The sequence below is a fragment of the Methylocystis echinoides genome (assembly GCF_040687965.1).
GTDB classification, from domain to species: Bacteria; Pseudomonadota; Alphaproteobacteria; order Rhizobiales; family Beijerinckiaceae; genus Methylocystis; species Methylocystis echinoides_A.
This window is the reverse complement of sequence record NZ_CP156084.1, coordinates 676,667-696,228: the sequence shown is the minus strand read 5'-3', so window position 1 is coordinate 696,228 and position 19,562 is coordinate 676,667. Positions and strand designations below refer to the sequence as shown.

The 19,562-nt window shown below is 66.3% G+C and carries 20 protein-coding genes and 1 pseudogene; 6 read left to right on the top strand and 15 right to left on the bottom strand.

Features of this window, described 5'->3' with window-relative positions; all coding sequences use genetic code 11:
• Positions 1-234: 234 nt before the first annotated feature.
• On the top strand, positions 235-627 hold the full coding sequence (locus RVU70_RS03335) for an Hpt domain-containing protein (RefSeq protein WP_363349668.1): 393 nt from the start codon (positions 235-237) through the stop codon (positions 625-627).
• A gap of 38 nt (positions 628-665) precedes the next feature.
• On the opposite strand, the gene RVU70_RS03330 is transcribed toward RVU70_RS03335, so the two are convergent.
• Both RVU70_RS03330 and RVU70_RS03325 read right to left on the bottom strand, forming a co-directional pair.
• Positions 666-3,659: a PAS domain S-box protein gene (locus RVU70_RS03330; protein ID WP_363349667.1), complete on the bottom strand. Its 2,994-nt coding sequence runs from the start codon at positions 3,657-3,659 to the stop codon at positions 666-668.
• Positions 3,660-3,758: 99 nt separating this feature from the next.
• Positions 3,759-4,598 (bottom strand): transporter substrate-binding domain-containing protein, encoded by an 840-nt coding sequence (locus RVU70_RS03325; protein WP_363349666.1) that lies wholly within the window; start codon positions 4,596-4,598, stop codon positions 3,759-3,761.
• A 111-nt stretch (positions 4,599-4,709) separates the two neighbouring features.
• On the opposite strand from RVU70_RS03325, the gene RVU70_RS03320 reads away from it, so the two are divergent.
• Both RVU70_RS03320 and RVU70_RS03315 read left to right on the top strand, forming a co-directional pair.
• Positions 4,710-6,815 (top strand): glycosyltransferase family 2 protein, encoded by a 2,106-nt coding sequence (locus RVU70_RS03320; protein ID WP_363349665.1) that lies wholly within the window; start codon positions 4,710-4,712, stop codon positions 6,813-6,815.
• On the top strand, positions 6,812-7,546 hold the full coding sequence (locus RVU70_RS03315) for a LuxR family transcriptional regulator (protein ID WP_363349664.1): 735 nt from the start codon (positions 6,812-6,814) through the stop codon (positions 7,544-7,546). Before RVU70_RS03320 ends, RVU70_RS03315 begins: the two co-directional genes overlap by 4 nt.
• Here RVU70_RS03315 and RVU70_RS03310 read toward each other — a convergent pair.
• Together RVU70_RS03310 and RVU70_RS03305 are read right to left on the bottom strand one after the other, a co-directional pair.
• Positions 7,533-7,859, bottom strand: a complete 327-nt coding sequence (locus RVU70_RS03310) for a hypothetical protein (protein WP_363349663.1) — start codon at positions 7,857-7,859, stop codon at positions 7,533-7,535. The genes RVU70_RS03315 and RVU70_RS03310 overlap by 14 nt on opposite strands.
• Positions 7,860-8,114: 255 nt before the next feature.
• A complete protein-coding gene (locus RVU70_RS03305; RefSeq protein ID WP_363349662.1) occupies positions 8,115-9,185 on the bottom strand; it encodes a DGQHR domain-containing protein in 1,071 nt (356 codons plus the stop codon).
• A gap of 294 nt (positions 9,186-9,479) precedes the next feature.
• Between RVU70_RS03305 and RVU70_RS03300 the strand changes: the two genes are divergently transcribed.
• Entirely contained in the window at positions 9,480-9,701 is a 222-nt protein-coding gene (locus tag RVU70_RS03300) for a DUF2093 domain-containing protein (RefSeq protein ID WP_341105493.1), read from the top strand.
• Here RVU70_RS03300 and lpxK read toward each other — a convergent pair.
• The 4 genes from lpxK to RVU70_RS03280 form a co-directional block, all read right to left on the bottom strand.
• Complete coding sequence (gene lpxK, locus RVU70_RS03295) at positions 9,685-10,677, bottom strand: tetraacyldisaccharide 4'-kinase (RefSeq protein WP_363349661.1); 993 nt, start codon at positions 10,675-10,677, stop codon at positions 9,685-9,687. The genes RVU70_RS03300 and lpxK overlap by 17 nt on opposite strands.
• 3 nt (positions 10,678-10,680) lie before the next feature.
• Positions 10,681-11,958, bottom strand: coding sequence for a 3-deoxy-D-manno-octulosonic acid transferase (locus RVU70_RS03290; protein WP_363349660.1), 1,278 nt, complete (start codon positions 11,956-11,958; stop codon positions 10,681-10,683).
• Between the two features lie 147 nt (positions 11,959-12,105).
• Positions 12,106-12,360 (bottom strand): DUF4170 domain-containing protein, encoded by a 255-nt coding sequence (locus tag RVU70_RS03285; protein ID WP_363349659.1) that lies wholly within the window; start codon positions 12,358-12,360, stop codon positions 12,106-12,108.
• Complete coding sequence (locus RVU70_RS03280; protein WP_363349658.1) at positions 12,357-13,181, bottom strand: 3'(2'),5'-bisphosphate nucleotidase CysQ; 825 nt, start codon at positions 13,179-13,181, stop codon at positions 12,357-12,359. Before RVU70_RS03280 ends, RVU70_RS03285 begins: the two co-directional genes overlap by 4 nt.
• A gap of 232 nt (positions 13,182-13,413) precedes the next feature.
• On the opposite strand from RVU70_RS03280, the gene RVU70_RS03275 reads away from it, so the two are divergent.
• Positions 13,414-13,932, top strand: coding sequence for a DUF6101 family protein (locus tag RVU70_RS03275; protein WP_363349657.1), 519 nt, complete (start codon positions 13,414-13,416; stop codon positions 13,930-13,932).
• Between the two features lie 6 nt (positions 13,933-13,938).
• Here the strand turns inward: RVU70_RS03275 and hdeA are convergent, their stop codons facing one another.
• The 7 genes from hdeA to RVU70_RS03240 all read right to left on the bottom strand — a co-directional run bounded on the left by hdeA (position 13,939) and on the right by RVU70_RS03240 (position 19,002).
• A complete protein-coding gene (gene hdeA, locus RVU70_RS03270; protein ID WP_363349656.1) occupies positions 13,939-14,265 on the bottom strand; it encodes an acid-activated periplasmic chaperone HdeA in 327 nt (108 codons plus the stop codon).
• 129 nt (positions 14,266-14,394) lie between these two features.
• On the bottom strand, positions 14,395-14,955 hold the full coding sequence (locus RVU70_RS03265; protein WP_363349655.1) for a YqhA family protein: 561 nt from the start codon (positions 14,953-14,955) through the stop codon (positions 14,395-14,397).
• Positions 14,956-15,045: 90 nt separating this feature from the next.
• Positions 15,046-16,155 carry a GTP-binding protein gene (locus RVU70_RS03260; RefSeq protein WP_363349654.1) on the bottom strand — a complete coding sequence of 370 codons (1,110 nt, stop codon included), beginning with the start codon at positions 16,153-16,155 and terminating at the stop codon, positions 15,046-15,048.
• 126 nt (positions 16,156-16,281) lie between these two features.
• Positions 16,282-17,157 carry a metal ABC transporter substrate-binding protein gene (locus RVU70_RS03255; protein ID WP_363349653.1) on the bottom strand — a complete coding sequence of 292 codons (876 nt, stop codon included), beginning with the start codon at positions 17,155-17,157 and terminating at the stop codon, positions 16,282-16,284.
• A gap of 6 nt (positions 17,158-17,163) precedes the next feature.
• Positions 17,164-18,033 carry a metal ABC transporter permease gene (locus tag RVU70_RS03250; RefSeq protein ID WP_363349652.1) on the bottom strand — a complete coding sequence of 290 codons (870 nt, stop codon included), beginning with the start codon at positions 18,031-18,033 and terminating at the stop codon, positions 17,164-17,166.
• Entirely contained in the window at positions 18,023-18,796 is a 774-nt protein-coding gene (locus RVU70_RS03245) for an ABC transporter ATP-binding protein (protein ID WP_363349651.1), read from the bottom strand. The genes RVU70_RS03250 and RVU70_RS03245 overlap by 11 nt, the downstream gene beginning before the upstream one ends.
• The gene (locus RVU70_RS03240; RefSeq protein WP_363349650.1) at positions 18,793-19,002 is read right to left on the bottom strand and encodes a hypothetical protein; all 210 of its coding nucleotides are present in this window, start codon (positions 19,000-19,002) and stop codon (positions 18,793-18,795) included. The genes RVU70_RS03245 and RVU70_RS03240 overlap by 4 nt, the downstream gene beginning before the upstream one ends.
• Before the next feature lie 240 nt (positions 19,003-19,242).
• On the opposite strand from RVU70_RS03240, the pseudogene rpsU reads away from it, so the two are divergent.
• Positions 19,243-19,461: pseudogene (gene rpsU, locus RVU70_RS03235) on the top strand (30S ribosomal protein S21); the annotation flags it as partial.
• Between the last annotated feature and the right edge of the window lie 101 nt (positions 19,462-19,562).

Below are 19,562 nucleotides of genomic sequence, written 5' to 3'. Positions count from 1 at the left end.
TCTGCTGCGCGCCGCACGGGCGCGGAAAGGATTAACCAAACATTACAGCCCCTCACCCGCAATGGAAACACAAGCCTCAGACGTAATCGGAAACTTCGTTAACGCGGCTTTCAGGACTTACGCGCGAGGCTGAGCGTCCCGGCCTCTCGACCTTGCCGGCAGGCATGCCACATATGCTTGTAAGCTCGGCGATTTTTAGGAGCGGCAGGCGCGGGGGCAAAAGCGGAGCAACTGATGGCCAACCTGGCTGCTGTCAACCTTTCCCTCAATCACCGCAGCGGCGACCCTAACCCGCCCGAAGCCGTTCTCGATCTCGTCTGCCTGTCGCGCCAGACCTTTGGCGATCACGCGCTCGAGACGGAGCTGCTCGCCCTGTTCGAGCGGCAGGCAGCGCAGCTCGCTACGCGTCTCGCCGCGCCCCGGAGCATGGGCGACGCGGGCGCCCGCATCGATCTCGCCCATATGTTGAAAGGCTCGGCCCGGTCGGTCGGCGCCTTCGCGGTCGCCGCGGCGGCGGAAGCCTATGAGACGGCGCTGCGCGCGGGCGACCCAGGCGAGGCCGCGCTGTGCGACAGGCTTCTCTGCGAGATCGAAGCGGTGCGCGCGGCGATCGCCGATTTGCTTTAAGGGGGCCGAAGAGGACTCAACGAAGCGGCGCGTGCGCCTTAGCCGCCGCCCGCGGGTTGCGCGTCTTCCCCGCTTCCCCCCGGCGCTATCCGCCTCGCAGGCCTGTCGCGCAGAGACTTGGAGAGCTGCTCCAGCGACGCCGGCTTGGTCAGATGCGCGTCGAAGCCGGCCTCTTTGGTCTTGGCGCGGTCCCGGGCTTGTCCCCAGCCCGTCAGGGCGACGAGCGTCGCCGTTTGTCCGGCGGCCGTCCGCCTGATCCGCCGCGCCGTCTCGAAACCGTCGACGCCGGGCATGGCGAGGTCCAAAAACACCAGTTCCGGCGAGAAATCCTCAACGAGGGCCACGCCTTGGGGGCCGTCATAGGCGACGCGGACGGTTGCGCCGAGACTCTCGAGAAGCAGTTTCAGACTATCCGCGACGTCTTGCTCGTCGTCGATCACCACGACCCTGGCCGCGTAAGGCGCGGGCGCGCGCTCCGCCTCGGGCGAGGGGCGCGCCGTCGCCTGCGGAGCAAGCGGGAGGGTGATGACGAATTCGCTGCCGGCGGCTGGCCCCGCGCTGAACGCCTCGATCCTGCCGCCGTGGAGTTCGACGAGCTTGCGCGAGAGGGCGAGGCCGATCCCAAGGCCGCCTGATTTGCGGTCGCCGTGGTCGACCTGCGTGAAAAGGTCGAAAACATGCGGCAAGGCGTCGGCCGGGATGCCCCGGCCGTTGTCGCGCACGCGAATGACCGCGTCAAAGCCTCGCCGTTGCGCCTCAATCTCGATCAGTCCGCCTTCCGCCGTAAATTTGGCCGCGTTGTTGACGAGGTTCGTTAAGGCCTGGGAAAGGCGCATGGGGTCGCCGTCGACAATGAGCGGCGGATCGTCGTCGATGCGCGTGACCAGCCGGCGCCGGCCGCTCTCGATCTGCAGCAGGGTGGTTTCGAGCGCGTTGCGCACGACGGCGGCGACCTCGGTCGGCTCCCTGCGCAGCTCGATCTTGCCGCTGTCGATGCGGGAAATTTCGAGGAGATCGTCGACAAGCTTGACGAGGTGGACGACCTGGCGCCCCATCATGCCGAGCAGGGCGACGTCGCGCGATCCGCTCTCCTGGGCCCTCCTCTTCAACAGCTCCACGCCGTAACTGATCGGCGCAAGGGGGTTTCGCAATTCATGCGCGAGCGTCGCCAGAAATTCGTCCTTGCGCTTGCTGGCGGCCCGCAGCGCAGCCTCTGTGCGTTTGCGTTCGGTGGCGTCGCGATTGGCCTCCAAAACGAGCTTGCGCCCGCCGGTCTGGATCAGCTGCTGCCGGCTCTCGACGCAAATTGTGCGGCCGTCCTTGCTGATCTGCTCCAATTCGCCGGCCCATTCGCCCGCGCTCAACAGCCTTGCTTCGTAATGCTCCCGGCTGGCGGGGAAGCGCGTTTGCAGCAATTGGTGGCTGGACCACCCGAAGGCTTCACCGCTGGAATATCCGTAGAGATGCTCGCATCCGCGGTTCCAGGTCTTGATCCCGCTGTCCCAGTCCCAGACGAAGATCGGGTCGAAACAAAGATCGACCAGCCGGGATTGCTGCTCGAGCGCCTCTTCCATCCGCCGGTGTTCGGTAATGTCGATGGCGACGCCGCCGGTGCCCTGGATCGTCCCGGATGCGTCCTTCATGGGGAATTTGCTGACCAGCGAATAATGCAGAACGCCGTCGGCGTGTTCGAGCGTCTCGATGGTGACAACGCCGGCGTCTCTCGCGATTGCACGCTGATCGTTGCTGCGGAACGCCTCGGCCGTCTCGGCGTCGAAGAGGTCGACGTCGGTCTTGGCGTAAATGTCTTCCAGGGGCTTTTGAAATGCGGCCTCCGCGGCCTCGTTGACGTAAACGTAGCGGCCTTCCGCGTCCTTGATCCAGGCGAGGCCGGGGAGATGGCGCATGAAGCTCGCAAAACGCGCCTCGCTTTCACGCAAGGCGTCTTCCGCGTCCTTGATTTCGGTGATGTCGGTGTTGGTGCCGAACCATTTGATGATGCGCCCGCCGTCGTCCTTCAGCGGGACAGCGAGCGTATGGAACCAGCGATACGCCCCGTCATGCCGACGGATCCGAAAATCGACGGAGAGATCCTCGCCGCGCGTGTGCGCCGCGCGCCATTGCGCGGCGGTCCGCTCGAGGTCGTCCGGGTGCAGCCGGTCGAGCCATCCGTAACCGAGCTGGGCCGCTTCCGGAACGCCGGTGTAGGCGATCCACTGCGGGCTGAGATAGTCGCAGGGGCCCTCCGGCGCGCAGGTCCAGACCAATTGCGGCAACGACTCCACGACCTGCCGGAAACGCCGCTCGCTTTCGCGCAGGGCCGCGTCGCCTCTGCGCCGCTCCGAGACGTCGCGCAGGACGCCGAGAACGGCGTTGCGTCCCCGGCGCCGAATGCGCCGCGCCGAGAGCTCGGCGTCCAGCCGCTCGCCATTCTTGTTGAGAATGCGCAGAGGATAGCGCTGGGGCGGTTCGGGGCCGTCGCCGACGCCCGCCTCGTAGCGGGCCGTCCAGAGGGGCAGGAACTCCGGCGCAACGACGCTTTCGAAAGGCAAGCGCTCAATCTCATGCGGCGCATGGCCGAGCATCGCCGACAGCGCCGGATTGGCGAAGACGAATCGGTCATCCTGCGCAATGAACACGCCGTCGCCGAGGGCGTCGAGCAGGGTTCGGCAAAAAGCCTCCCTTTCGTCTGCGTCGGCGCCTTGGGGCGCTTCAAGCTCCACAAGCGATCCGAAATAGCCGAGAAAGCGCCCGTCGGGCGAGAAGCGCGGCGTTCCGGCGGCGCGCGCCGCGCAAGGGGCGCCGTCGGCGCGCCGCACGCCGAGCGGCAGGCGAAAGGGGGCCGGCGCCTCGGCGCTCAGCGCCTTCTCCAACCCCGCTCGATCGCCGGGATGGATCGCCTTCAGCCACCCGAGGCCGAGCGCCGCCTCCGGACTTTGTCCCGTGAACGCCAGCCAGGCCGGATCGATGAAGGTCCAGCGGGCCTCGCTGTCCGTCATCCAGCTCGCGGCCCAGACCTCGCAGGCGTCCATTCTTCTTCCCAAGCAGCTGCTCTATCGTGAAGATATCGGCGCGCCGCGCGAAGGAAAGCCCGGCCGGGCCTTCTCCGCCGTCGACGCCGACGTCACGCCTCAGAACGGCCCGATCGGAAAGTATTTCAGATAGAGTTCGCCGAGCGCGCCGCGCCGGTCGAGCTTGGCGAGGGCGTAATCGAGGGCGCGGCGCAGCGGCTCATTGCCCTTCTTGACGGCGATGCCGACGCCTTCGCCGAAGAAGCGCGGATCGGTGAAGGGGCCGTCCTTGAAGACGCAGCAGCCCCCGGCTTCGGCCCCGTTGAGCCAGAACGACAGGCTGATGGCGTCGCCGAAGTGGGCCGACACCTTGCCGGTCTTGAGCGCGTTGCGGGCGAGCGCCGGCGTTTCGAAGGCCACGCGTTCGGCGCTCGGATAGAAGGTCTTGAGGAACGCCTCGTGCCGCGATCCGGCGACGACCGCAACCTTGCGGTCGCCGATCGCCTCCGGCGTCGCGGCGGTCAGGGTGGTGTCGGCGAACATGGCGAAGCGGCCGGGCGTGAGAAAATAGGGGGCCGTGAAGTCCGCCTGCTTGCGGGTCTCGTCATTGATCGCGAGCGAAGCGATGACGGCGTCGGCGCTGTTGTCGTCGAGCCCGGGGACGAGCAGCTCCCAGCTGCGCCGCTGGATGGTGCAGGGCGTCTCCAGCTCGGCGCAGATCGCGCGCGCGAGATCGACGTTGTAGCCGGCGAGCTGCCCGTCGGCGAGGAGGAAATTGAACGGCGGGAAATCGTCTTCGGTGAGAAAGCGGATTTGCCGGATGCGGGAGAGGTCCGGCTTCTGCAGCGGATGATTGGGGTCGAAAAAGGACGGGACGGCCGTCTCGGCCCGCGCCGGCGCGGACCCGGCCGCAAACGCCAGCAGAGAGGCGGCGAGGACGCTCAGGCGAAAACGAAGCACGGGCGCTCCCTCAAAGATAAATGCACACCCAACCGTGGGTTGCTTGCGACAAAGCCGCCGACAACTAATAGTTAAGGTTCAGCAGCATTGCGCGCCATCAGAGTTTTATTCATGTCCGAGGCGTCGGTCGACCTTTATTACGCCGAACCTTCGCTCCGGCCGCGGGAGGAGGGGCAAGGCCCCCGCCGCCGCACCCTGGGTAACGCGCCGGTAGCCCCGGTCCGCCGCGCCCCGGGCCGCGCCGAAACGTCGCCGCGTCCGCCCGCCGTCGAAATCGCCTTCTTGGCGAAATACGGCGTGCCGCTCGACGTGCTCCACTACGCGACGACTCTCGCACGACGACAGGGGGTCTCGGCGGACGCGGCGTTGCTCGCCGAGGGGCTCGTGGCGGATGAGGTCTTCTACCGAGCGCTCGCCGACCATCTGGGCGTCCCGTTCCTCGAGGCCGGCATCGAGCTCCCGTTGGGCGCCGCCGTCGGCGCCGAAAGAGGCTATGTTCCCCTGCGCGGCGAAAGCGACGGCCCGCGCTGGCTGTTCGCCCCGGTCGGCGCCGAAATTTTCAGGCTGATGAGCGTCGTCCGCGCGGCTCGGGGACGCGCGCTCTTCGCTCTGACGACGCGGACGCGTTTCATTGAGGCGCTTCGGGACGCGCTGGCGGGCGAGGTCGCGCGGGCGGCGAGCCTGTCGGTCGAGCGCGTCGACCCGCGGCTTTGCGTGCGCAGTTCGCTGCGGCGCGGCCCTCTCGCGGTCGCGACCGTCCTGCTCTGCACGGCGATCGCCTGTCTCTTCACGCCTTGGGCGGGCCCCCGTCTTCTCGCCGCCTTGCTTCTCGCAGGGGCGTTTCTAGCGGGAATTGTCCTCCGTCTTTGCGCCTCCTGGTCGAGCATTCGGGCGAGCGACCGCGAGGTCGCGATCGAGGAGGCGCAGTTGCCGGTCTATACGGTGGTGATCGCGCTCTACAGGGAGGCGGCCGTCGCCCGCCAGCTTTCACGCGCCATCGACCGCTTGGATTATCCGCGGGCCAAGCTCGATGTAAAATTCGTCGTCGAGCACGATGACGAAGAGACGCTTGCAGCCTTGCGCTCTTATCCGCCGCGCACGCCGCACGAGATCGTGGTCGCGCCGCCAGGGGCGCCGCGGACAAAACCCCGCGCCCTCAACATCGCCATGCCGTTCGCGCGCGGGTCCCTGGTCGCGGTGTTCGACGCCGAAGATCTTCCCGACGCGCGCCAGTTGCGTCGCGCCGCCGCGCACTTCCATCACGCGGCGCCCGAACTCGCCTGTCTGCAGGCGAGCCTCGTCATCGATAATGGCGGCCTCAACTGGATGACGAGGCTGTTCGCGCTCGAATACGCCGCTCTGTTCGACGTCTTCAACAAGGGACTCGCGGCGCGCCGCCTGCCGCTCTTCCTTGGCGGCACGTCGAATCATTTCCGGCTCGCGGCGTTGCGCGAGATCGGCTTCTGGGACGCCTATAACGTCACCGAGGACGCCGACCTCGGCCTGCGTCTCCTGCGCGCCGGTTACGAGCTGCGCATGTTCGACTCGCACACCTTCGAGGAGGCGCCCGCGACCTTCCGGGCGCTGGTGAAGCAGCGCGCCCGCTGGCTCAAAGGCTGGATGCAGACGGCGCTCGTGCATTGCCGCCATCCGGCGCGCTTTTTCGCCGATCTCGGGCCGCGCGGGGCTTTCGCCGTGCTCGCCATGTTCGCGAGCGGGATTATGGGGCCCCTGTTCGGGCCGCTGCTGACCGCGCGGCTTCTTTACGACGCGCTCTTCGGCGCCTTGCTCGCGCCCCGCACCGGCTTCGAGACGGCGTGCAGCGCGCTCTGGTGTTTCGTCGCCGTCTCCGGCCTCGTCTCGCTGCTGGCGCCGCTGCTGCTCGGCGCCCGTCGCCGCGGCCTCTTCGGCTTTTGCGGCGCCCTGTTCTACCTGCCGCTGTGGCTCCTGATGTTGAGCCTCGCCTGTTGGCGCGCGTTCTTCGAATTATGGCGACGGCCCTTCCATTGGGAAAAGACCGAACATGGCTTGACCCTGCGCGGCAAGTCGGACGACTTCGGGGAAGACGAGCCGCCTTTCGAGGCGCTCGGCGCGCGCGGAATTGATGCGGCAGTCTTCCCGTCCGACCCCTTGGGAACCCCATTCTGGTGGACCGAGACGCCGCCGGATGACGGGGCGAGGCGAGCCGAGCCGCGCTTGACTGAGCCTCCGGCATGACGGATTCGCCCCCCTTCAGCTTCGACAAGGCTTCGGAAGCCCTGGGTCAAATCAAGGCGGCCAGATCGCTGAAGGACTTCGAGGACGTCTTTTTGAAGATCATCGGTGAGATCGGCTACCGCTACTTCGTTTTCGGCGGCATTCCCGAAGACGGAAAAAATCTCGGCGCCTGCATCGTCTCCATGCATATGCCGCAGGGATGGGACAAGCTCTATTTCGATTTGGGCTTTGTCGACGTCGACCCCGTCCTGAAGCGCTGCGTGGCGTCGCCCGATCCGTTCTTATGGGCGGACGTTGTGGCGGGGCTGAGCGTGAATTCGCCCGAATACGCCTTCATGCGCAAGGCCGAGGAGCACGGGCTGACCCATGGCGTGTGCTTTCCCGTGCATGGCGTCAACGGGCTCGAAGCGGGCGTCTCGCTCAGCGGCGGCGCCAAGGCGCCCAGCACGACGGAGATGCGCAACCTGCATCTCTTCTGCCTTTACGCCTTCAACAAGCTGAAGTCGATCGCCAAGGGCAGCGCGATCAGCGTTCCCGCGCTCACCAAGCGCGAACGCGAAATCCTGCTGTGGAGCGCCTTTGGAAAGACCAACCGGCAGGTCGCGGAGATTCTCTTCCTCTCGGAAAAGACCGTCGCCACGCATTTCAAAAAGATCATCAAGAAACTGTCGGTTCAGAACAAAGCGGAGGCCATCGCCCTCGCCTTGCGCGCCGGCCTCATCCCCGGTTAGCGGCCCCGGCGCCGCCCTTTGTCGCGCCAATCTCGCTGACGAGCCGCTTTCGATCCTGCAAGGGAATTCGCGACGCCGCCAGCACCAGCGCCTTCATGCAGGGCTCTTCCAGAAAATAGAGCAGCATCATGGATTCCGCCGCCACATTGACGGCCGCTCCCAGCGCATGTCGCGCGAGCGTCATGTTTGGACTTGGCTCGGCGTCGTCCGAAAGGTTGCTCAGCAACCGCGTGAGGGTCAACTCTACGACCGTTCGATCCTTAAGCTGCTTGTTGGCGGATGAGAAAGGTTGGGCGGGCTCGGGATTATTCATTTTCTCAGTGTGCTCTGGGCGCGGTCCGTTCAGCCGGTCCTTCGAAAAGTTCAAGGGGGGCGCCAGCTGAAAAGGGCGCCGACGCATTTGTTGTGAACGGCGCTTTCGAGTTATTGGCGTCACCGCCGCTGCACGGAGTTCGGATTGTAATAGATTGTATTCAAGTCGATTTTACCATACCCGGAAAAGGGTATTTCGCGCGGCGCGCCCAGCCGCGATTCTGCGAACCTCCAAGCCTCCCGGCCTAAAAAAAAGTCAGGCGAAAAGCCACTGCTTGAGCAGGAAGCCGGCGCTGAGCGCCTTGCTGTAATGCTCATGCAGCGCGGTGTGGGTCAGCCCCGCGCGCGGCAGGTCGCTTTTCTTCAGGCGCCGGAAGAATGGAATGACGACATCCTCGAAATTGCCGACCGTATATTTGCCGCCGTGCCGGTCGGCGACGCGCTCCGCGACATTGGTGAAGAGCAACATCAGCGCCTTGAACAGCGCCGGATTGGCGATGTTGTCGTCGATGTCGTGCAGACCCAGCCCGTGCCGGCAGGCCCGCAGATAGGCGTTGAGCACGGCATAGACCTCTTCCGGCGGCGCGCCGACGAACGCGCCCTTGATGGAGCGCAGGCCGGCGTTGAAGGTGACGCGCGAGATCATGCCTTTCTTGCGCTCGGCCGGGCTGAGCAGGTTGGCGAGCGCGCTGTCCTTGCGCGTGTGAAACAGGTCGAACACATTGTGGAGCAGCGCCTCCGTCTCGCTCTCGACTTCCGAGAGGCGGCGGATGTCGAGCAGCAGCTCATTGGGCACCGGCCGCTGCTTGGTGTTGATGTCCATGAACAGGCGGCATTCCTGCGCGCGGCTGAGCCTGTTGTAAATGACGACGGGCACGCTCACCGAAGATTTGGCGAGCTTGAAGCCGTAGACGCGATGCTGGCCGTCGATGATGAGAAAGGCCTTCTTGTCCTTGCGGAACGTCAGCGCGCCCGTCTCCTTGTCGTAGGTCAGATGCGCCCGCGCCTGCGCCGAGAGCACGACGGCGCCGGGCACCGTCCCGAAGCCGGCGTCGATATAACGGGCGATGGATTTGGCGCGCTTTTGGTCGAGCAGGCGCTGGAAGCCGTCGATCGGATTGTCGACGCGGGGCTCCACCATGCATGTCTCGGCGAGCAGATCGCTCGGCAGCACGAGGGAATAAAAACGATGCTTGCCCTGGGCGACGACGAGCGCCTTTTCGCAAACCGTCTTCGCCTTGGCGCTTTCGCGGTCCGGCGACAGCGCGGCGGCGTCGTCGGCGAGGGGGGAGGAGTCGGCGAGATCGCCCTGCGGGTCCCGATCCATGTCTGTCCATCCTATCGCAGCGCGAACTTGACAGCGTTCGCGGAAGCTGACTCAGACGAATCAAAATCGGCACTCGCCGAAGGCTAGGCGCGAATTGGCGATCGAACAAGCGTTTAAGCCCGCAAGGCGTGAGCCAGGCCAGCCTTGGGCCTTCCTTTGGCGGCGAGGGGGATGTAGATAATGCGACAGGCGGCCCGGCGGGCTGGAGGCGCATCGCCCATGTGGTCGATCATCAGGTCGCTTCGGCGAGTGACAGGACAGCCGCTGACGCGGCGCTTCAACAGAAGATTTCGAATGAACCGTTACGAACGCACCCCCCAACCGGCCGGCGAGGCGGAAGTCGAATATCTCGACGGCGAATATCGCGTTCGCAAGCCGGGCGCCTATGTGCGCTGCGCCGTCACCGGTGAGCCGATCCCGCTCGAGGATCTGCGCTACTGGAACGTCGATCTGCAGGAGCCCTATAGCGGCCCGCACGCCAAGCTCATGAAGCTCGGGCTCAAGAAACCGGATTGAGCCGCGCCCGCCGCAGCGCATCGGCGAGAACGGCCGCCAGCGCCCCGGCGTCGGCGAAGACGAGGTCGACCGGAAGGACGTCGACGTGAGGCGCATTCTTGGGCAGACGGACGGCGTCCTTCTCCGTCGTCACGAGACAAGCTTGGCTGCGGCGCGCCAACCCGGCAAGAACCGCCATATCGCGTCTGCTGAAGCGGCGATGGTCCGCGAAGGAGCGGCGCGCGACGATCTCCGCGCCGATGCTTTCCAGGCTCCGGAAAAATTTTTCCGGCCGCGCGGTTCCGGCAAAAGCGACAACCCGTAGGCCGGCGAACTTTTGCGCCGTCGGCGGCGTGAGCAACGCGGCCGGGAACGCCGGTCTTTCGGCGATCGCGGCAAGCCGAGCCCCCGCCGCGCCGTCGCCGATGACGAGCAGCGCGTCTGCAGCGTCGAACTGAGCGGCAAGCGGCGCGCGCAGCGGACCGGCCGGCAGGCAACGGCCATTGCCGCCGCCGTAGTCCGCGTCGACGACGAGAAGCGAGAAATCCGGCGCGACGCGCCGGCTGTGGAAGCCGTCGTCGAGGATCAACGCCGTCGCGCCCATGTCGCGCGCCAGTTCGGCGCTCGCCGCCCGGTCGGCCCCGACGATGGTCAGACCATGGCGCGCCAGCAGCAGCGCCTCGTCGCCCGTCTCATCGACAGTGGCGGCCGCGTCAACGACGAAGGGGGCTGCGCGGATGTTGCGCCGTCCGTAGCCGCGCGTCAGCAGGGCCGGGCGCTCCCCCTGGGCCGCGAGCAGCGCGGCGAGCGCAATGACAGTGGGCGTCTTGCCGTCGCCGCCCGCCGTCGGTCCACCGACGACGATCGTCGGCAAAACGGCGCGGGGCGCCGCGCGTCGCAGCCCCCGCTGCGCGATCGCGCCCGAGAGCGCGCCAAAAGGCGCCAGCAGACGCGCGGCCGGGCCGTCGCCGCGCCAGAAGGCGGGCGCGCGCAGCACGGCTCATCGCCCCGCAATGGCGACTTGCGCGAGGAAAGGTTCGACCGCGGCGATGATGCCGCGAGCGGCGCCGCCGAGTTTCTCCACCGTCTCGACGCCGGCGCGGCCCATGCGCCGCATGCGCGCGGGGTCAGAAAGGAGATAATGGACCGCGCGCGCCAGCGTCTCCGCGTCGGCGACGCGCGCCGCCGCCTTCGCAGCGGCTAGCTCGTTATAAACCTCGCTGAAATTGTCGACATGCGGCCCGAACAGAACCGCACAGCCGAGCTTCGCCGGCTCGATCGGGTTCTGCCCGCCCCCGGGCATAAGCGACTTGCCCATGAAAACCACGCCGGCGCTGCGGAAGACGAGCCCGAGCTCTCCCACCGTATCGGCGACATAGACGCCGATGTCGCGGCGCGGTTCGCCGTCGCGCGTGCGCAGGCCGACCGGAAGGCCGCGCGCCGCCGCGAGCTCCGCGACCGCGGCGCCGCGTTCGCGATGGCGCGGCACGACGATGGTCAGAAGCGACGGGATTTTCCGAGCAATCTCCGCGTGCGCCGCAAGGATGATCTCTTCTTCGCCCTCATGGGTCGACACTGCGGCCCATACCGGACGGCCGCCGATCGCGCCGCTGAATTCGGCCAGTCGCGCCGCGTCGGCGGGGGGCGGGGGCGCGTCATATTTCAGATTGCCGGCGATGCGCACGCAGGGCGCGCCGAGCGCAATGAAGCGCGCCGCGTTTTCGGAATCCTGGGCCAGGCAGAGATCGACGCCGCCGAACAGCTTGCGGGCGGCGCCCCGCAGGCTCTGCCAGCGCTCCGCGGATTGGCGCGAAATCCGGGCGTTGGCCAGAACGAGCGCAATGCCGCGCCGATGCAGCGACGCGACCATGTTGGGCCAGAGTTCCGACTCGGCGAAGATGGCGATGTCGGGCCGCCAGTAGTCGAGGAACTGCTCGACGAATTGGGGGGCGTCGAGCGGCATATACTGGTGGAAGGAGCCGGCCGGCAGCCGTGCGGCGAGCAGCCGCGCCGAAGAGACCGTGCCGCTCGTCACCAGCACTTCCGCGCCGCGCTGAATGAACCGCTCGATCAAGGGCAGCAGCGAGAGCGATTCGCCGAGGCTCGCGCCATGCAGCCAGACGAGGCGCCCCGGCGGCCTGTCGCGCGAGGCGAGGCCGAGGCGCTCGTCGAGCCGGGCCGGGTCTTCCTTGTCGCGAGAGGCGCGCCAGTTGAGCGCGGCCCCGGCGAGGGGCGTCAAAGCGATGGTCGCCAGTCGATAGAGCTTCAGAAGCGGCATGATTCCCGTTCGTTTGACCCTGGCCGCGCCTTGCGCCAAGGCCGCGGGCGCCGGCAAAGGGGTTCCCTCCCGCCCCCGCCGAAGGGCCTCACTTATCGTGCCGAAAGCGGGCTGAATTTAGGAAAGCGCCTGCCTGCTTGTCTGATTTCAGAGCTTGTCGTGTTCCGGGTCCAGCAACTTGTAGAGGTGCACGACGAAATAGCGCATATGCGCATTGTCCACGGTCGACTGCGCCTTGGCTTTCCAGGCCGCGAGGGCGCTGTCGTTGTCTGGATAAATACCGACGACGTCGAGCTTCGACGGGTCGCGGAAGGAAACGCCGTCGAGCGTCTCGAGCTCGCCGCCGAAGACGAGATGCAGAAGCTGCTTTTCCTGTTTCGGGGGCGTCGCATGCTTTGTCATGACCACTTTATTCCTTTCGAAACGGTCCGGGCGATGGCGAGAGTTTCCTCAATAAGGGGCTTGGGCGCGGCCACCAGCATGCCGCGTTTCGACGAGCTGCGGTTATAGGTGAGCGCGCCACCCTCCACCTCGGCCAGCGCAACCCCGGCTTCGCACAAAATGACGTCGGCGGCGGCGATGTCCCAGTCGCGGGCGTTGGGGGACGAGATCACGAGGTCGTGACGGCCGGCGGCGATGTCGACGAGGCGCAGCGCAAGGGACGGCGTGCGCGGCGCGAGCGCGATGTTTTGGGGCAAGTCGGCAAGCCGCGCATGCAACGGACGCGGCGCGATCGCGAGCGCGCCGGCAAGCGATTCGCGAATCCGCGGCCCGAGCCGCTCGCCGTTCAAGAAGGCGCCCTGTCCGCGCGCGGCGGTGAAGGTCTCTCCCCGCGCCGGCGCGTGCACCACGCCGGCCGTCGGTCGGCCGCCTTCGATCAGCGCGATCGAGACGGCCCAGCGTTCGTCGCCCTGCGTGAAGGCGTTGGTGCCGTCGATGGGATCGACGATGACAATGCTCTCGCGCGACAGCCGCGCGTCGGTATCGGCCGTTTCCTCGGAGAGCCAGCCGGCCTGCGGCGCGAGGCGGCGCATCGCTTCGAAAAGAAAGCGGTCGACCGCGAAATCGGCCTCCGTGACCGGCGAACCGCCGCCCTTGTAGGAAATGGCCGCCGCCGTCCGCGCGCCGCGCCTGAAATAGCCCATGGCGATGTCTCCGGCTTCGCGCGCGACATCCTCCAGGCGGGACAGGAAGGCGGACAGATCGGATTGGGCGAGGGGCATCGAATGAAGCAGTAGGGGAGGCGTCGCGCGCTCGCAAGCCGGTCCGGGATGCGAATTGCCGACAATTTGAACAATCGCCTTTCCGGCTGCTTCACCCTGAGGCCGCAATCCAGTCGGAAAAGCAATGGTTTATGTGCAATTTACCGTGCTTGTTAGCAACTTGCGGCGCCTCCCCGCGCAAAACTTCGTCTCATCAGGGCGAACGACGCCCAAGGGCAGCGGGGAGAAAGACATGTTTGACGCCGGTCATGCGAACAAAAGCGAGGAAGCGCTTTTCGTGCAGCGCGACTGGCGGGCGGATGGCGGGTCGCGCCGCGTGCGGGTGACGCGCCGCGACATTCTCATCGCGCGGCGCTTCGGCGGCGTGAAAATGAGAATCACCGTCCCGGTCCCCGCCTATCGGGGGGTGCTGCTCGAAGTCGCGGCGGGGGCGGCGGGCGCGCCGCGCTATCGCCTGCTGCTCGCCCATCGCGACCGCGATCTCGATGTGGTGCTGGGCGAGACCCAGGACAGCGCCGCGGCCGCCGCCGACTGGAAATATTGGGCCGCCTGGCTCGACTTGCCCCGCCTCGCGGCGGAGAGCGAAGACGCCGCGAAGGCCGGCGCCCGTGAAATCGCCCCGCCGCCGCGCCGCGGCGCCTCCTCGGTTCGCCGCCGGCGTCCGCGCTTCCTGGCCTTGCGCAAGGGCGGCGACGCCCGCCGCATGGCCGAGATTTTCGCCGGTGAGCGCGAGATCGCCTGCTACGAGTGAGACGGCTTAGAGCTTCTCTTTCAACTTCTTGGCTTCCGCCTCGACGGTGCCCCAAGCGCTCTTGAGCTTGGTCATGAAGGAGCTGCTCGGCTCCTTCTTGCAGTCGTCGATAATCATGGGAACGACCTTTTCCGTTCCTTCGATGTCGACGACGCCGCCGGGCTTGCCGCTCTTGGCCTTGGCGGTCGCCCAGTAGATCACTTTCGGCTGGAAGTCGCCTTCTACGGCGAGGAACTCCTCGCAGCTCCAGTTGGAGACGGGCTTCTTGGCGTCCGCCTGCGCGGATTGAGCGCAAAAGGCGGCGACGGCCAGGACGAGATATCGCAGCTTCATGAAAGGCTCCTTCAAATCTTGTCTTTCCAAAGAGCGCGCCCGCCTCGCCAGCTCAGGCGAGCGACACGCTCATGTAATGAGTTTAGGCGCTTCGTGGCGAGATTGCACGGGAGCGGCGCTCCCGCGACGTCACGAGCCGCCTGGCGCGTCGATCTTCGTCCCCGGCTCCTCGGCAGGCGTCGTCTTCTTTTCAACCTGCCCCGAAATGGTGACGCGCTCCGAAAAGGCGAAGAGCACGGTCGACAGCACGAACGTCAGATGGATGGCGATGTAATAAGTGAGGTCGCGCTCTTCGAATTTCGGCACGTCCATGAAGACTTCGAGAAGCTTGATCGCCGAGATGGCGACGATGGTGGTGAGCAGGTTGAGCTTGAGCTGCGGAAAGTCGATGCCGCCCATCCAGTTCGGCCAGCCCTCGCGCGGCGTCGCCGGCACGCCCGAGACGAAATTTTCATAGACCGAGATGGTGACGATCATGACGAGCGCGCCGGTGAGCGTCAGGTCGATGAGCCCGAGCAGCTCCAGGATGATCCTGTCTTCGGTGCTGGAGCCAATGGAGAGCAGAATGCCGAGGACGTGGCGCGCGGCGTTCACCATGAGCGCCAGCAGCCCGAGCGTCAGCATGACGAAGAAGGGCGCCAGCAGCCAGCGGGAGAGAAACAGATAGTGCTCCAGCAGGCGCTTCAGCATGTCGGCCTCTTTGGCGCGACATGCGCCCCGCGCTTATCAAACTAGGCGCGGGGCGCGAGGGGGCCATCCCAAACAGTCGTTGCGCGCGTTTCAGGAGACGACCTTGTCGAACCCCTCCCGGATAAGGTCTTCCTTCAGTTTGCGCCCGATGAAGACGAGGCGCGACTCGCGCGGCTCGTTCTCCCTCCACTCGCGCTGCAGGTCGCCGTCAAGAATCATGTGCACGCCCTGGAAGACGAAACGGCGCGGTTCGTTCTTGAAGGCGACGATGCCTTTGCAGCGGAGAATGTCCGGCCCTTCCTGCTGCACGAGCTCATTGAGCCAGGGAACGAAGCGTTCAGGATCGACGTCGCCCGGATGGCGAAGGGAGATCGACTGCATCTCCGTATCGTGGATTGCCTTCAGATGGCCATGGCTGTCGTGCTCGTGGTGGTCATGATGCGCGTGGCCATGATCATGGTGGTCGTGGCCGCATCCGGGGCCGCACGCGTGATCATGATCGTGATGGTGGTCGTGACGATCATGGTCATGGCCGTGATCATGATCATGGTCCTCGGCCTCGAGGAAACTGGGTTCGATCTCCAGAATGCGCTCGAGATCGAAGGCGTTGCGCTCGAGCACGGCTTTGAGCGGCACATCCGCCTTCACGGCGCGATGCAGCGTGGCGTAGGGGTTGATGCCCCGGATGCGCGCTTCGATTTCTTCGAGCTCTTGCGGCGTGACGAGATCCGTCTTGTTGATAATGACAACGTCGGCGAAAGCGATTTGCGTCTTCGCTTCCGGCGCGTCCTTGAGACGGTGACTGAGCCATTTGGCGTCGGCGAGCGTCACGACCGCGTCGAGCCGGGCGGCGTCCTTTACGTCGGCGTCGACAAAGAAGGTCTGGGCGACGGGGGCCGGATCGGCGAGCCCCGTCGTTTCGACGATGATGGCGTCGAACTTGCCGCGCCGACGCATCAGCCCCTCGATGATGCGAATGAGGTCGCCGCGCACGGTGCAGCAGATGCAGCCGTTGTTCATCTCGAAGACTTCCTCGTCGGCGCCGACGACGAGGTCGTTGTCGATGCCGATCTCGCCGAACTCATTGACGATGACCGCGTAGCGGCGGCCATGCTGCTCGGTGAGAATGCGGTTGAGGAGCGTTGTCTTGCCAGCGCCGAGATAGCCGGTGATGACGGTGACGGGAATCTTGTCGCTCACGGAAACATTCCTGTGTCTGTCGAAGCCGCCTCTCCCTCCCCTGCTGAGGCAGAAGAGAGGACGCGCGCCGATAACGGTCGCGATCTACCCGTCACCGGCGCAAGCGGGAGAGGGGCGGGGAGGGGCTTAGGGCCCCAAAGCTTTGGCCAATTCTCTAACATTGTGGCGCATCATGTCGATATAATTTGCGCCGCCTTCGCCGGGGCCGGACAGCGCATCCGAATAGAGCGTGCCGCCAATGCGGGCCCCGGTCTCCGCGGCGATGCGCTTTGCGAGCCTGGGGTCGGCGATATTCTCCAGAAACACAGCCCCGACCTGATTTTGCTTTACGGCCTGAATGATGCGAACAATGTCGCGGGCGCTGGCCTCGGCTTCGGTCGAGACGCCCTGCGGGGCGATGAAGGCCACCCCATAGCGCGCGGAGAAATAACCGAAAGCGTCATGGGTCGAGACGACCCGGCGCCTGTTCTCCGGGATTGCCCCGAGCGTGTCGACAATCTCTCTGTCGAGGGCGTCGAGCCTGACGAGATAGTTTTCCGCGCGACTCCGGTAGGCCTCGGCGCCGGGAGGATCCGCGGCGATGAGGGCGTCGCGAATTTCGCCGACGTAGATCTTGGCGTTGGCGACGTTCTGCCAGGCGTGGGGATCCGTTCCCTCTTCGCCGGCGCGCGACGTCACGCCGCTCCCGAGCGTCACGACGGTCCCCTTGCTCTTGGCCGCGGCGATGAGGCGGTCGAGCCAGCCCTCGAAGCCGAGCCCGTTGACGAAGATGACTTTCGCCTGGGCGATGCGCCGCGCGTCGGCCGGCGTCGGCTGGTAGACATGGGCGTCGCCGTCGGGCCCGACCAGGGTCGTCACGACGACGCGGTCGCCGCCGACCTCCTGAACGAGGTCGCCGATGATGGAGAAGCTCGCAACGACGGGAAGCTTCTCGGCGTCGGCTGCGGCCGGCGCCGCGAGCGTGGCGAGAAGCAGGCCCAAAATGCAGCGGCGGGTGGGCATGAAACGTTATCCTTCAAGATGCCGGCGCGGGCGCTTCAGGCGAAGCGCGCCGCCGGCGCGTCCGAAAATCAGCGAGCCGAGATAAATGAGGCCAGCGGCCAGGATGATGGCCGGGCCGGTCGGCGCGCCGGTCTCGTTGGAAAAGACCAGCCCGGCGTAAACGCAGGCCATCGCGAGGACCGCAGCCAGCGGCAGGGCGACCGACAGCTCATGCGTCCAGAGCCGCGCGGCGGCGGCGGGCAGCATGATCAGGCCGACGGCCATCAGCGTGCCGAGCGCCTGAAACCCGGCGACGAGATTGAGCACGACGAGCGCGAGGAAAAGGAAGGGGACGAATTCGCCGAAGGGCGTCGTCTGGCGCAGGAAAAGCGGATCGAGCGTGTCCATGACCAGCGCGCGGTAGAAGAGCGCGAGCGCGACAAGCGTCAGCGTGGAGACGCCCGCGAGCATATAGAGCGACGCGTCGTCGAGGCCGAACACCGAGCCGAACAGCACATGCAGGAGATCAACGCTGGAGCCCTTGAGCGACACCAGCGTGACGCCGAGCGCGAGCGAGACGAGGTAGAAGGCCGCCAGCGAGGCGTCCTCGCGCAGCGTGGTGAAGCGTGAGGCGGCGCCGGTCGCGAGCGCCACGACCAGGCCGGCGACGAGGCCGCCGAATGTCATCGCCGGCAGCGACAGGCCAGCTACGAGATAGCCGACGGCGGCGCCCGGCAAGACCGCGTGAGACAGCGCGTCCCCGGCAAGCGACATGCGCCGCAGGATCAGAAAGACGCCGAGCGGCGCGCCCGAGACGGCAAGCGCCAGCGCGCCGACGAGCGCGCGGCGCATGAATTCATAATCGAGGAAGGGCGACACGAAGATCTCAGTGAACATGCGCCGCGTCCTCGTCGCGCAGACATTCGCGCGCCTGCCTGTCATAGGCTTCGGACATGGCGCGCGCCCGCGCCAGATTGTCAGCGCAGAGCGTCGAATGAGTCTCGCCCCAGGCGATGGGTTCGCGGGCGAGCAGCAAGGTTTGCGGAAAGGCGCGGCGCGCGAGGTCGAGCTCGTGCAGCACCGCGACCACCGTCCGTCCCTCCGTGCGCCACTGCGCGACGAGCGCGAGCAGATCCTCGGTCGTCGACTCGTCGATGGCGCCGAAAGGCTCATCGAGCAAAATCAGCCGCTGATCCTGCACAATGAGGCGCGCGAACAAAGCGCGCTGCATCTGGCCGCCGGAGAGCGTATCGATCGGCCGATCCTCCATGCCGGCCATGCCGACGCGGTCGAGGGCCGCGTCGGCGCGGACCCGCTCCGTCGTGTCGAGGCGCCCGAAGAGGCCGATCCGCCGCATCGCGCCCATGGCGATGAAATCGCGCACATTGATGGGAAAAGAGCGGTCGACCTCGATGAGCTGCGGCAGATAGGCGACCTCCCGCGCGGATAATCCTGCGCGGTCGATGCGGCCGCCGAGCGGCGGCAAGAGCCCCGCCAGCGCCTTCAAGAGCGTGGATTTGCCCGCGCCGTTGGGACCGCAGACCGCGAGCGCCGCGCCCGGCGCAATCTCGCCGTCGAGATGATGAACCGCGGGGCGCCGGTCGTAGCCCAGCGTGAGATTGACGAGGCGGACGGACCCCGGAAGGGCGGCAACGGTCAATGGAGCGCCCAATAAACTCCCGCCCAGAGGAGGGCGATGACGAAGGAGACCCCGGCCAGACGCGCGCCCGCCGAGGCCTCGAGCGGCGACAGGCGGTCCTGGCGTCGGCCGGATTGGCGCAGATGCGCATGCGCCGGACGCGTCAGCGCTTCGCCGCCGGCGTGGTCATGGGCGTGGCGATGGCCTCGGGTGGTCGCGTCGGTCATGTCAAACGTTATAATATAACGCGACGCCAGAACAAGGGCCCCGGCGCTCCTGGCCTTGGCCACCATTTTTGACGCTTCGGGCGGGGGAACGACGCTTCCGCCATGGACAGGGCGCCGCGACTCTGGTATCTCCCCAGCACGGGTCAGGCGCTCCGCAAGCGCCCGGAGACCTATTCCCTATTTGGACAGCCTGGCTCCAGACAGCCTGCCAGGCCGCCCCACAGAAAGCAGGATGGTTTCGTGCAAGTTCTCGTTCGCGACAACAATGTCGATCAGGCTCTGAAGGCGCTGAAGAAGAAGATGCAGCGCGAAGGCATCTTCCGCGAGATGAAGCTGCGCGGCCATTACGAGAAGCCGTCCGAGAAGCGCGCCCGCGAGAAGGCCGAGGCCGTCCGCCGCGCCCGCAAGCTCGCCCGCAAGAAGCTGCAGCGCGAGGGTCTGCTGCCGGTGAAGGCCAAGGCCACCGGCCGCTAAATCGTATTTTTGCCGTTTGGTGAACGCTTTTTTAACGCCCTGGGCGGCAAAGAACGGACTCGTTTGGAAGCGTTGACGGACGAGAG